This is a genomic window from Corallococcus praedator (assembly GCF_003612125.1).
In the GTDB taxonomy this organism is placed as follows: Bacteria; Myxococcota; Myxococcia; order Myxococcales; family Myxococcaceae; genus Corallococcus; species Corallococcus praedator.
Genome location: NZ_RAWI01000044.1, coordinates 24,085 through 37,374, shown reverse-complemented (window position 1 = coordinate 37,374; position 13,290 = coordinate 24,085). Strand labels below are relative to the sequence as shown.

The window sequence follows — 13,290 nt, the reverse complement described above, 5'->3', positions numbered from 1 at the left end:
GGGGGAGGATTTCCACCTCGACGACCCGCTCGCGCACGCGGGAGGCTCGCAACGCCGGCGCGGGGCTGGCCTTCCACAGGAGCAGCAGCACGACGGCGTGCAGCGCCAGGGAGAGCAGCCCGGCCCATCCGAGACGTCGAAGGCGCCGCATGTCCGGACGCTTTCAGAAAGGTCCCGGGGGCTCAACCCGCGCCATCCCGTGCGTTCGCGAACCGACGTACCCCCTGGCGAGCAGGCAACCCATGAACGTGGGAAACAGTCCGGGGGGTGACTCGACGGAGGCCGTGACTCCTGGTGTGCTGCCTCTACCCCCGTGCCCTCCATGCCCCTCGCCTGCCTTGACGAACCCACGTTCATGGACCTCCTGCTCGGGACGTTGCCGCCCGAGCGGGCCGCCGTCGTGGACGAGCACCTGGACACGTGTCCCTCCTGCCGTCGCATGGTGTCCGAGGCGCTGAAGGTGCAGCCTCCCGCCGCGCCGCTTCCCGCGCCGGAGGAGGACGTGCTCGACAGTCAGCTGGCGACCCTGGCCGTGGAGCCGTGGCGTGGAAAGAAGCCGCGCATGCGTCTGCCCACGCCGCCGCTCGCGCGGGGTACGGCGGTGGGGCGCTACCTCATCCTGGAGATGCTCGGCGTCGGCGGGATGAGCGTCGTGTACGCGGCGTATGACCCGGAGCTGGACCGTCGCGTCGCGCTCAAGCTCCTGCAGGTGGAGGCGCTGGGTCTGGGCGCGGAGGCCGGTCGCAACCAGGTGCTGCGCGAGGCGCAGGCCATGGCCCGCGTGTCCCATCCGCACGTCGTCTCCGTCTTCGACGTGGGCACCTTCGGCCGGCAGGTCTTCCTGGCCATGGAGCTGGTGGACGCGCACACGCTGCGCAAGTGGGAGCAGGACGGTCCGCACCCGTGGCGGCAGGTGGTGGACATCTTCGTCGCCGCGGGCCGGGGGCTCGCCGCGGCGCACGCGGTGGGCGTCGTGCATGGGGACGTGAAGCCGGAGAACATCCTCGTCGGGCAGGACCAGCGCGTGCGCGTCACGGACTTCGGCCTGTCGCGCATCATGTCCGGCGTGGTGGCCCCGCAGGTGACGCCCGGAGGCTTCACACGTCCCCGCGCCATGGAGGGCGGGACGCCCGCGTACATGGCCCCGGAGCAGTTCCCTCCCGAGGAGCGCACCGACGCGCGCAGCGACCAGTTCGGCTTCTGCGCCGCGCTCTACGAGGGCCTCTATGGCGAGCGCCCCTTCGCGGGTTCGACGGTGGAGGAGCTGTCCCAGGCGGTGCACGCGGGACGGGTGAAGAACGTGCCCCGGCATTCGGGTGTGCCGCAGTGGCTGCGCCGGGTGCTGCTCAAGGGCCTGTCGGTGCGGCCCGAGGACCGGCACGCGTCGATGGAGGCGCTCATCGCGGAGCTGGAGTCCAACCCCACCGCGCGCCGGACGCGGCGGTTGCGCGTGGGCGTCGGGGCGTTGCTGGTGCTGTCGGCGGTGGCCATCACGGGCGCCTTCCATGGACGACGCACCACGGGCTGCGAGGGGGCCTCGCGCGCGCTGGATGGCGTCTGGGATGCTCCGCGCCAGCACGCGGTGGAGGAGGCCTTCATCGGCACCGAGCGCCGCTTCGCGCACGATGCCCTGCGCCACGTGCGCCGAGGGCTGGACGCGTACACCGCCGCCTGGGTGACGACGCGCACGGCGGCGTGCGAGGCCACCCGCGTGCGGGGCGAGCAGAGCGAGGCGGTGATGGCGCTGCGCATGCGCTGCCTGGACGCTCGGCTGGCGGATGTGGCCGCGCTCACGCAGTTGTTCACCCAGGCGGATCCGGACCTCGTGGAGCGCGCGCCGCGCGCGGTGGAGGGACTGGCGCCCCTGGCGGGCTGTTCGGATGTGGAGGCGCTGACGTCCCGGGGACACTCCACGCCGGACGACGCCGCCGCGCGCGAGCGCACCGTCGCGCTGCTGCAGGCGCTCGTGGACGCGAGGGCGCTGCGTGCCGCCGGCCGCTATTCACAGGGTGTGGCGCGGGTGGAGCCGGTGGCCCAGGCGGCTCGCACCGCCGGGGACTGGTCCGGCGCCGCGGACGCGCTGTTGCTGCTCGCGGAGCTGAAGGACGGGGCAGGGGACTACCGGGGCGCGGAGCAGACGGTGCTCCAGGCCGCGTGGGCCGCGGAGGCCGGCCGCAACGACGAGGCCGCCGCGAGGGCGTGGACCCTGGCGGTGCGCGTGACGGGCGAACGGTTGGACCGGTACGCGCAGGGGCAGCAGGCCGGAGAGCGCGCCAGCGCCGCGGTGGAGCGGCTGGGCGGCAGCGGTGAGCTGAGCGGTGCGCTCGCGGCGAACCTGGGCCGGCTGTTGTCGCGGCAGGGGCGCTATCCGGAGGCCCACGAGCAGCTCACGCGCGCGCTGTCCTTCCTGGAGAAGCGCTTCGGGCCGGAGGCGCTGGAGGTCGCGGACGTGCGCGTGGAGCTGGGCACGGTGCGCCGCTCGCAGGGGCGCGCGGAGGAGGCCCTGTCCCTGTACGAGCGCGCGATCGGCACCGTGCGCGGCGCGTTGGGCCCTGAGCATCCGGACGTGGCGCGCATCCGTCTGGAGCAGGCCAGTGTCCGGTGGCAGCAGGGTGACTTCGTGCAGTCGGAGCGGCTGGCGCGGGGCGCGCTGGCGCTGTTGGAGCGTTCGCTGGGACAGGACCACCCGCAGGTGGCGGACGCGCTCAACAGCCTGGCGCTGGCGCTGCAGTACCAGGGCAAGCGCGAGGAGGCGCTGCCCCTGTACGAGCGCGCGCTGGGCATCGCGGAGAAGGCCGAGGGACGCGACAGCTCCACGGTGGCCATCATCGTCAACAACATCGGCACGCTGCTGGTGCACATGGGGCGGCTGGAGGAGGCCACGCAGCGCTTCGCCACGGCGCTCACGCAACTGGAGCGCAGCCTGGGCGCGGATCATCCCACGCTGGCGCTGGTGCTCCGGGGCATGGGCCAGACGCTGAGCTACCGCAACCAGCCGGACGCGGCGCTGCCGTACTTCCTGCGCGCGGCCACGCTCCAGACCTCGTTGCCGGATGACGTGAACGGGGGCTGGACGGGGGCGTTGGTGGACCTGGGGCGGACGTACATGGTGCTCGGACGGCCGCGCGAGGCGCTGGCTCCGTTGGAGAAGGCCGTGACGGGGTGGGAGCGCGCGCGGCCCCGGCCTGCGGAGCGCCCCGCCGCGCGGTACATGCTGGCGCGCGCACTGTGGGAAGCGAAACAGGAGCATCCCCGGGCCCTGCGGCTCGCGGCGGAGGCCCGCCAGGAGGTCGCCGCGTTGCCCGATGAGGAGTCCTCCGTCCCAGAGCTGCGTCAGGCGATGGACCGGTGGATCGCCCGACTGCCGCCAGCCGCACGGCGCACCCTCAAGACGGAGATGGCCACGCCCAGGGATGCGGACCCCTCCGCGAAGACGGTGGAGCGCTGACGGCCGGGTGCCCAAAGCGCCAGGACAGGAGGGCAACCCCCAACGCGATGGGGCCCTCCTCGAAGACGGTGGTGCGCTGAAGGGCCCGGCGCCGCCCGTCGAATACCCCTGTCGGTACCAGGGTCGCCCCCTCCCTCGTCCGGCGGTGGAGGGGACGACGGGCGGGCAGAGCGAGGCGGCGTTATAGGCTGGGGCGCATGACGCTCCTCGTCGACCCGCCCGTCGCCGCCCTTCCGCCCGAAGCGGGCCTGGAAGCCCTGGCCTCGCTCCTGCGCGGCCGCCGCGTCGTGGTGCTCACCGGCGCTGGCTGCAGCACCGAGTCCGGCATCCCCGACTACCGCGGTCCGGAGACGCGCCACAAGGTGCGCAACCCCATCCAGCACCGCGAGTTCCTGCAACGCCCCGAGGTCCGCGCGCGCTACTGGGCCCGCAGTCTGTTGGGCTGGCCGCGCTTCACCTCCGCCCGGCCCAACGACGCACACTTCGCGCTGGCCGCGCTGGAGACGGCGGGCGTGACGCCGGGCCTCATCACCCAGAACGTGGACGGCCTGCACCACGCGGCCGGCAGTCAGCGCGTGCTCGAACTGCACGGCGCGCTGTCGCGGGTGCGCTGTCTGTCCTGCCAGGCGCAGGAGCCCCGCGCGTCGGTGCAGGCGCGGATGCTGGGGCTCAACCCGGACTTCGCGCACACCGTCGTCGAGCTGCGGCCGGATGGCGACGCGGAATTGCCGCCGGAGGCCGTGGCGGACTTCCGCGTCCCCGCGTGCACCCGCTGCGGCGGGACGCTGAAGCCGGACGTGGTGTTCTTCGGGGACAACGTCGCGGCGCCGCTGGTGCACGACGCGTTCGCGCTCCTGGAGGAGGGCGACGCGCTGCTGGTGGTGGGCTCGTCCCTGACCGTCTACTCCGGCTTCCGCTTCGTCACCCGCGCCGCTGAACGCCACATGCCCATCGGCATCCTCAACATCGGCGAGAGCCGCGGCGACAGCCTCGCGGATGTGCGCGTGGAGGCGCGGGCGGGTGACGTGCTGCCCCGACTCGTGGCGTCGCTGACGCGCGCCTGACGCTGGACGTCCCTCCCTCCCACACCGGGCGTGCAGCCATCCGCCGCGCGTGGCGCAATGGGCACGCCCGGCGCGGTCCAGGTGTGCCATCATTCCCGGCTTCGCGAGGGGCGGCGGTGGGGTCGCTCCCGGGACGGAGACACAGGGCTGATGGACACCGGACGCCCGCTGGGCGGCAGGTACGCGCTGGAGCGCAGGATTGGCGGCGGTGGCATGGGTGCCATCTGGCTGGCCGTCGACCTGCAACTTCAGCGGCACGTGGCCCTCAAGCTCATCGCGTCGGAGGTCGTGGCCCGCACGCCGGAGGCCCACCGCCTCTTCGAACAGGAAGCCCAGGCCGTGGCCCGGCTGCGCCACCCGCACGTGGTGCAGGTGCATGACTCCGGCGTGGACGGCGGCGTGCCGTACATCGTCATGGAGCTGCTGGAGGGCGAGGACCTGGAGACGCGCCTGACCCAGCGCGGCCGCCTGTCTCCGGCCGCCGTGTCCGCGCTCGTCACCCCGGTGGCCCGCGCGCTGGCGGCGGCGCACGCGGCGGGACTCGTGCACCGCGACCTCAAGCCCGCCAACCTCTTCCTCGCCCACGTGGACGGGGAGGAGGTGGTGAAGGTGCTCGACTTCGGGCTCGCGCGCTCGCTCCTCCGCTCCGACGAGGCCGCGTCCGCGCAGGCCGAAGGGCTCACCGGCACGCTGCGCTACATGAGCCCGGAGCAGCTGCGCGCGGATCCGGACCTGGACGCGAGAGCGGACCTCTGGTCCTTCGCGGTGGTGCTCTACCGCGCCCTCACCGGCCAGTTCCCCTACGGCCCCGAGTCCGTGGGCGGCCTCTTGCGCGGCGTCTTCCACCCGCCCGCCGTGGCCGTCTCACAGCTCGTGCCGGAGCTGGGCGCGGCCGGGGATGCCTTCTTCCAGCGCGCGCTGCACCCGAAGCCGGAGCAGCGCTTCACGTCCGCGCGCGAGCTGGCCGCGGGCTTCGTCGCGCTGGTGGAGGCGGGCCGGGTCTCGCAGCCCGCGAAGGTGCTGGTGGTGGACGACGAGCCGGACGTGGAGGTGCTGATGCGCCAGCGCTTCCGCAAGCACGTGCGCGACGGCATCTACACCTTCGTCTTCGCGCGCGATGGTGAAGAGGCGCTGGAGGTGCTGCGGGCGCACCCGGACACGCACGCGGTGCTGTGCGACATCAACATGCCGCGCATGGACGGGCTCACCTTCCTGTCGCGCGTGGGCGAAGTGGATCCGCTGGTGAAGGTGGTCATCGTCTCCGCGTATGGCGACATGCCCAACCTGCGCACGGCGATGAACCGGGGCGCGTTCGACTTCCTCGTGAAGCCGGTGGACCTGGACGACCTGGAGTCCACGCTGGCGAAGACGGTGCGCCACGTGGCGGAGCTGCGCCGCGCGGTGCGCTCCACGGAGGAGAACGCGCTTTTGCGCATGTTCGTGCACGGCGGCATCCTGGAGCGCGTGCTGCCGCTGGTGCGCGGTCCCGGCGCGCTCGCGGGCGAGCAGGTGGACGCCACCGTCGCCTTCCTCGACGTGGCGGGCTTCACCGCCGTCACCCGCCAGCACCCTCCGGAAGCCGCGTTGCGCCGGCTCAACGCCAACTTCGAGGTCATTCTCCCGGAGCTGGAGACGCGCGGCGGCGTGGTGGACAAGTTCCTGGGCGACGCCGTGATGGCCGTCTTCCAGGGCGAAGCCCACGTGGCGCGCGCGCTGGACGCCTGCCTCGCGGTGAAGCAGCGGCTCCAGGCGCTCGCGTGGAGCGGGGGCGACGCGTCCCCGTACGCGCACGGCGTCTGCATGGGCGTGGACACCGGCACGGTGGTGTCCGGCAACGTGGGCGCCACGGGACGCGGCCGGTTGGACCACACGGTGCTGGGCGACGTGGTGAACACCGCCGCGCGGCTCGCCACCGTGGCCGGGCGCGACCAGGTGCTGGTGAGTGAATCGCTGGCCGCCCGGCTCGCGGCCTCCTTCGACTGCCGTCCCGTGGGGGAGCGGCGCCTGCCGGGCCCGGACGCGGCGATGCTCGTCGTGCGGGAGGTGGTGGCGCGGCACGGCAGCGCGTCCGCGTCCTCCTCCGAGGGCACCGCCCAGCAGGTGGCCCCCGCCGTCCTGGAGGCGCAGGCGCCCGCGCCCCGGGCCGACGCGTTCACGGCCAAGGGGCCCTCCTGGTCCACGTCCTCCTGAGCGGCAGCGCATGCGCCTCATCCTCAACCCAGGACAGGTGGACGAACGGGTGGTGATGCTGCCGGAAGGCACCACCACCATCGGCCGCACCGAGGAGAACGGCATCCGCGTGCCGCACCCCAGCCTGTCGCGGCGCCACGCGCGCCTGGAGCGGCGGGGCGGGCGCGTGGTGCTGGTGGACCTGGAGAGCAAGAACGGCAGCTTCGTGGGCCCGCACCGCGTGACGCGCCAGGAGCTGGGCCACGGCCAGTCCTTCCGCTGCGGCGAGGTGTCGTTCCGGCTCGTCTCTTCGGACACGCCGCTGCCGGACGGCTGGGGCCCGCTGCGCACCCAGCCCCTGGAGACGCGCTTCTCCGGGGGCGCCATGGAGTCGCTGCTCGACACGCGCTCGCCGGACCGCACCGGCGACAAGCTCCAGGTGCTCCTCAAGGTGGGGCAGATTCTCTCGTCGCCGGGCCCGGTGGACGGCCTGCTGGAGCGCGTCGTCCAGCTCGTCTTTCAAATCTGGGCGGTGGACCGGGCGGCGGTGCTGCTGGTGGACCGGGACACCGGGGAGCTGGTGCCGCGCGTGGCCCGGGGCGCGCGGGGCGGGACGCTGCCGGAGCGCTTCTACAGCCAGCACATCGTGGACTACGTGCACTCGCGCGGCGTGGCGGCGCTCTTCGCCGACGCCCGCGACGACGCGCGCCTCCAGGCGTCCGAGTCCGTCTTCCGCCAGTCCATCCGCGCCTCGCTGTGCGTACCCCTGCGCACGCGCGACACGGTGCTGGGCGTGCTGTACCTGGACAGCCTCAAGCAGGGCGGCCTCTTCACCGACGAGGACCTGGAGTTCCTCACCGCCTTCGCCAACCAGGCCGCCATCGCGCTGGACCACGCGCACCTGGCGCGCAGGCTGGAGGAGGAGGCCGTGCTGCGAAACGCCTACCAGCGCTTCTTCCCGCCCGACGTCGTGCGCCAGCTCAAGGCCCTGAAGGGCGTCCCGCTGGACGTGCGCGAGGCGAACGTCACCATCCTCTTCTCCGACATCACCGGCTTCACCGCCATGTCCTCCCGCCTCCAGCCCCGGCAGGTGGTGGACATGCTCAACGCGTACTTCCCGGTGATGGCGGACATCGTCTTCCGTCACGAAGGCACGCTGGAGAAGTACATCGGCGATGCGCTGATGGCCGTGTGGGGTGCCCCCTTCGCCCGGCCCGATGACGCGGACCGCGCCGTGCGCGCGGCGGTGGAGATGCAGCGCGCGCTGGCGGACCTGAATGCGCGCTGGCGCTCCGAAGGCGTGCCCGAAATCCACGTCCACATCGGCCTGAACTCGGGGCCGGTGGCCGCGGGCAACATCGGCTCGGAGCGCTACCTCCAGTACGCCACCGTGGGGGACGCCACCAACGTCGCCAGCCGCGTGTGCGGCGTCGCGTGCCCGGACGAGGTGCTCCTCACCGACGCCACGCGCGCCCTGCTGGACGCGGACGCCTTCGCGCTGGAGCCCCTGGTCCCGGTGACGGTGAAGGGCCGCGAGGAGCCCCTGTCCCTCTTCCGCGTGCGGTGGGAGCCGGCCGGGGGAGGGTGACGGCTACTCCGCGTCCTGCCCCAGCCGCTCCGGCTGGAGCAGGATGATCTGCCCGCCCTCGAAGGACAGCATCCCCTCGCGCACGTAGTAGCGGAGCCACTTGTTGACGCTCTCGCGCGTGACGCCGCAGAGGTTCGCGAGCTCCGACTGGGTAAGCTTCGGGGTGATGACCAGCCCCTCCGGCCCCTGGCGCCCCTGCGTCTTCGCCAGCTCCAGCAGCACCCGCACCAGCCGCGAGCGCGCATCCAGGAAGGCCGAGTCGTACACGAGCTGCGTCGTGCGCCGCACCAGCCGGCTCATGTTCGCCAGCAGCGCCAGGCTCACCTGGGGCCGCGTCTCCAGGTAGCGGCGGAAGTCGTCGCGCTGGAGCGTGAGCAGGTGCGCCTCCTCGCGCGCCATCGCGTCGGTGGAGCGCGACTCGCCGTCTAGCAGCGACAGCTCCCCGAACGCGTCCCCCCGGTCCAACAGCGCCAGGGTGATTTCGCGCCCCTCGCTGGAGCTCAGCCGGATGGCCACCTGCCCGCGCCGGATGATGAACAGCGCCGTCCCCACATCCCCCCGGTGGAAGATGACCTCCCCCCGGGCGAAGCGCCGGGGCTGGAGCAGCGACGACATGGTCTCCAGGTCCTCGCGGCCGAGGCTTTCGAACATCGGGATTTCGGCCAGCAGCTGCGCGTAGGACATGAGGGGGCCGCCATTCTGCCTGGAATCCCTGGATACAGGTAGGGAAGCCTCCCATCCAGACCGAGCGGACAAGTCCGGCGGGTGTGAACGCCTTCACACTCAGCCTGTGGGCCGCTTCACAGCCCGGAAAAGGGGGGAGGCGTACTGTCTCTTCATCGCAGCACGGGAAGCAGGGGGGCCCGCAAAGCGACACGGTGAGTCAAAGAGGTCGGGGGACTTCTTAGCCCACTGGCGTACGAGCGGGGAACAAACGGGGGAGGAGCCGCAGGGGTCGGCACGTAGAAGGGGGAAGCGTCGAGTTTCTGAGGGGGAACTCGACGCGAACACGAGTGCCGGCTCTTGCTGGAGCCACGCAGCAACGAACCCGGGCCAGGAGGCCCGTCGCTCCGGGGGGAGTGACGGCCTTCTTGTCCGGGTTGTTTTATTTCACCAGCGCGACCGCGGGCGTCAGCGTCAGCGTGGCCTCGCGGTGCTGCTCCACGGCGTCACGCGTGTAGAGCATGGGGTGGAACTTCACCTCGCGGCTCAGGTCCAACAGGTCGTCGCGGTGCGGGTGGAACAGGTGTTCCGTCTGCCCCGGCGCGTGGATGGACATGGAGCGGGAGAAGTCCTCCAGGTCGACGATCATCCGCAGCGCGGTGCCGTGGACCACGTTGAACGGGTGGCTCCACAGGAACGAGGCCCCGTCCACGGAGTAGTTGTCGCCCCGGGCCGGCACCGTGCGGGTGTTGAAGGCGCGGCGGATGGGGCCGGGAATCATCGGTCCGCCCAGCGGCTGGTGCGTGTACGTGAGCGTGTGGACCTTGCCCCACGCCCAGCCCTCCGGCTTCGGACCGAACGTCTTCCCAAGCCACGCCGTCGCGTCCGCCAGGGCCGCGCGGAGGATGTCGTCGCGCGTCTCCTTCGCGGGCGTCTTCGGGTCGTCCCACCAGGGGCTCTCCGGCTGGGACATCAACCCGATGACGAAGGGCATGTGCAGGCTGCCGTGGCGTTCGTACTGGCTCAGCAGGTACTGCTGCACCAGCTCCGGCCCCAGCTTGTGCTGGAGCAACCGGCGCAGCACCTCGATGTACCAGGCCTGGAACACCGTGGCGCCCACCGCGTCCGGTTCGAACCGCAGGTCCCACGCCTGGAGCGCGGCCACCGCCTGCTTCTGCGCGTCGTCGCCCGGGGCCACCGACAGGAAGTAGGGCCGCAGCGCTTCCGCGGGCAGCGAGTACGTCTCCGCCTGGATGCGCCGCATGTCCTCCACGGTGTGCTTCGTGCCCGCCTCAAGCAGGTCCGTGATGCGCTTGGCGCGGTAGCCGGGGAACCAGTTGTGCGCGATGAGGTACGGGTAGTCGTCGGAGGTGATTTTATTGTTCGCGGTGGCCGCGTAGCCCGCGGGCGGGTTGAACGACGCGGGCAATTCCTCGAAGGGGATGAAGGACGTCCACTCGGCTTCGCCCGTCCAGCCCGGCATGGGGATGAGGCCCTGGTGGCCCTGGCGGATGGGAATCTTCCCTGACGCCTGGTAGCCGATGTTGCCGGCCGTGTCCGCGTACACGAAGTTCTGGCCCGGGCTCTCCCACAGCTTCATCGCGCCGCGGAAGGACTCCCAGTCCGTCGCCAGGTTGAGGCGCAGCACGGCGTTGAAGAGCGGCTGGCATTCGCCGTGCGCCCACTTGAGCGCCAAAGGCTCGCTGTCCTTCAGCTCGTCGCCCATCACCGCGTTCATCAGCGGGCCGTGGCGGGTGCTCTTCACCTCCAGCACCACGGGCGTGCCGCCCTTGACGGGGATCTCCTCGCGGCGCACGTGCAGTTCGTGCCACGTGTCCTGGAAGAGGTACTTCTTCGGCGCCTTCGGGTCGTCCAGCTTCTCGATGTAGAAGTCCTGGGTGTCCGGGCCCAGGTTGGACATGCCCCAGGCAATCTTCCCGTTGTGCCCGATGATGAGCAGCGGCACGCCGGGCAGGGAGAAGCCCACGTGGTCGAAGCGGCCGCCGTGCAGGCCGTTCTCGTAGAAGGTGGACGGGAAGCCCAGGCCGATGTGCACGTCGTTGGCGAGCAGCGGCTTGCCGCTCTGCGTGCGCTGGCCGTGCACCACCCAGTTGTTGCTGCCGGAGACGATGTTCGGGTCGCCCAGCACCGCGTCGACCTTGTCCAGGCCGGACAGCGACTTCACGCCCTTGAGGCCCGGCAGGCGCGCCTCCTTCGGGACGATGAGCGGCGTCTCCGGCGCGTTCTGCGGCAACAGCGCGTTGGCCACCTCCTCACCGGCCGCCGCCACCAGCCGGGCGCGCAACAGCTCCAGCCGGTTGTTGCCGCCCAGCATCAGCGCCAGCAGGTTGCCGCGCGTCAGCGTGTCCATGGGCGTCCAGGGCGCGGGCGTCACGTCCAGGACGGTGAACTCGTAGGCCAGCGGCTCCGCGGCGATGCGCGCGTTGATGCCCGCGCTGTAGGCCTCCAGGACGGCGCGGGCCTCCGGATCCACCTGGGGCCAGGACTGTTCGGCCATGTGGCGCAGGCCCAGCGTGAGGATCATCTGATCCACTGGAAGCAGGGCGGGCCCCAGCAGGCTCGCGAGCCTGCCGTCCACCAGCCGCCGGCCCATCTCCAACTGGAACAGCCGGTCCTGCCCGTGCACGTAGCCCTGGGCGAAGAACAGGTCGTGGTCGTCCTGCGCGTACAGGTGCGGCACGCCCCACGTGTCGCGCAGCACCTCCACCTTGCCGTGCAGGCCGGGCAGCGTGAGGGTGCCCTCGGCGCGCGGCCACCGGCGGCGGGCGAGCCACGGGCCCAGGCCGGGCGTGGCCACGGCCATGGCGGACGGGAGCATGCGCAGCATTCGCAGGACCTGGGAGAGGGCGCTCATGACGCGGAGGCTCCGGCGGCGGGGGTGGACGGCGTGTTGGAGGAGGTGTCCTCCGGCTGGGCGACGGGCACGTCCGGCAGGGCATCCGGAACCTCCCGGTCCAGGTTGCGCACGCGCGGGTTCAGCCACGCGACCGCCACGTTGGCGAGCGTCACCAGGCCCAGGAAGATGAAGAGCAGCGCGATGCCGCGCCCCGGGCCCACGCCCAGGAGGCGCCCCATGCTGTCGGCGAGCGCGCCGCCGGGCGCCATGGCCGGCTCGAAGAGCCCGTCCGCCAGCGGCCCCGCCATCAGGGCGCCGATCGGCGCGATGCACAGCAGCACCATGCGCTTCACCGCGGAGGCGCGGCCCTGGAGGTCCGCGGGAATCTTGCGCTGCCAGAACGCCTGGCTGCCGGCCATCATCGGCGGCATGGTGAACAGGTAGAGCGCGGCGGCGGCGGCCACCAGGGGCACGCTGGGCACGGGCGCGGCCATGAAGAGCACCAGGCCCGACAGCAGGTTGAAGCCCAGGACGCCGTGGAGCAGGTTCTTGGGGCCTCCCCACACGCCCATGCCAATGGCGCCCACCAGCGCGCCCACGCCCGCCACCGACGCGATGCCGCCCAGCGTGGAGATGTCCGTGAAGGCCAGCACCAGCGGGGTGATGAGCAACATCACCAGGGACATGCACAGCGAGGCCACGGCGGTGAAGGCCAAGAGGCCCAGCAGACCCGGGCGCGAGCGGATGAAGTTCCAGCCCTGCTTCATCTCCTCGATCAGCGACCCCTTGCCCTGCTGTCCCTCCGCGGACACGGGCGGGCGCGGGAAGCGGACGATGAGCAGCGTGAGCACGGCGAAGGAGAAGCTGACGACGTCCACCGTCAACACGCCGATGAGGCCCACCGCTTCGATGAGCGCTCCCGCGACGATGGGGGCGAGGATCTGGCTGGCGCCGCTGGCCACCTCCGCCATGGCGTTGGCGCGGCCCAGGTGCTGCTTGGGCACCAGCAGCGTGATGGTGGCGAAGAAGGCCGGCCAGCGGAAGGCCCCGAAGCAGGCCCCGAAGGCGACGGGCAGGTAGAAGTGCCAGGCCTCGATCACGAACAGGCCCCGGTTGCTGGCGAGCACCATGGCGAAGATGATCAACGTGCTGGCGCCGTTGCCCAGGTCCGCCAGCAGCATCGCGCGGCGGCGGTCCCACCGGTCCACGAACGCGCCCGCGAACGGCGACAGCAGCACCATGGGCGCGAACGCGAAGAAGGACAGCATCGCGAACTGCGTGGTGGAGCGCGTGTCCAGGAACACCTTGGCGCCCACGCCGAACGCGGTGAGGCCGGAGCCGATGATCGAGATGAGCTGACCGAACCAGGTGAGCCAGAAGACCCGCATGGGCTGGGTGATGGTCAGGCGTTGGGAAAGGCTCATTCCACGTCTCTTCTGGCAGGAGGGGTCAGGGGCCCGCGCACGGTACTACGACAGGGCGCGCGGGCCCGGGCAATCCA

Annotated in this window: 7 protein-coding genes; 4 read left to right on the top strand and 3 right to left on the bottom strand. The window is 71.9% G+C overall.

Translation table 11 applies throughout. From position 1 onward, the window contains the following. Positions 1-355 precede the first annotated feature (355 nt). From D7Y13_RS08570 to D7Y13_RS08555, 4 genes are all read left to right on the top strand, one after another. Positions 356-3,448: a tetratricopeptide repeat protein gene (locus D7Y13_RS08570; RefSeq protein ID WP_233595382.1), complete on the top strand. Its 3,093-nt coding sequence runs from the start codon at positions 356-358 to the stop codon at positions 3,446-3,448. 197 nt (positions 3,449-3,645) lie between these two features. After that, a complete protein-coding gene (locus tag D7Y13_RS08565; protein ID WP_120582903.1) occupies positions 3,646-4,512 on the top strand; it encodes an NAD-dependent protein deacetylase in 867 nt (288 codons plus the stop codon). A gap of 150 nt (positions 4,513-4,662) precedes the next feature. Then, positions 4,663-6,702 carry a protein kinase domain-containing protein gene (locus D7Y13_RS08560; RefSeq protein WP_120582902.1) on the top strand — a complete coding sequence of 680 codons (2,040 nt, stop codon included), beginning with the start codon at positions 4,663-4,665 and terminating at the stop codon, positions 6,700-6,702. Between the two features lie 10 nt (positions 6,703-6,712). After that, positions 6,713-8,269: an adenylate/guanylate cyclase domain-containing protein gene (locus D7Y13_RS08555; protein ID WP_120582901.1), complete on the top strand. Its 1,557-nt coding sequence runs from the start codon at positions 6,713-6,715 to the stop codon at positions 8,267-8,269. 3 nt (positions 8,270-8,272) lie between these two features. On the opposite strand, the gene D7Y13_RS08550 is transcribed toward D7Y13_RS08555, so the two are convergent. From D7Y13_RS08550 to D7Y13_RS08540, 3 genes are all read right to left on the bottom strand, one after another. Continuing rightward, positions 8,273-8,953, bottom strand: coding sequence for a Crp/Fnr family transcriptional regulator (locus D7Y13_RS08550; RefSeq protein ID WP_120533192.1), 681 nt, complete (start codon positions 8,951-8,953; stop codon positions 8,273-8,275). Between the two features lie 421 nt (positions 8,954-9,374). Beyond that, positions 9,375-11,807, bottom strand: a complete 2,433-nt coding sequence (locus tag D7Y13_RS08545) for a penicillin acylase family protein (protein ID WP_120533193.1) — start codon at positions 11,805-11,807, stop codon at positions 9,375-9,377. Next, entirely contained in the window at positions 11,804-13,213 is a 1,410-nt protein-coding gene (locus tag D7Y13_RS08540; RefSeq protein WP_120533194.1) for an MFS transporter, read from the bottom strand. The genes D7Y13_RS08545 and D7Y13_RS08540 overlap by 4 nt, the downstream gene beginning before the upstream one ends. Positions 13,214-13,290 lie beyond the last annotated feature (77 nt).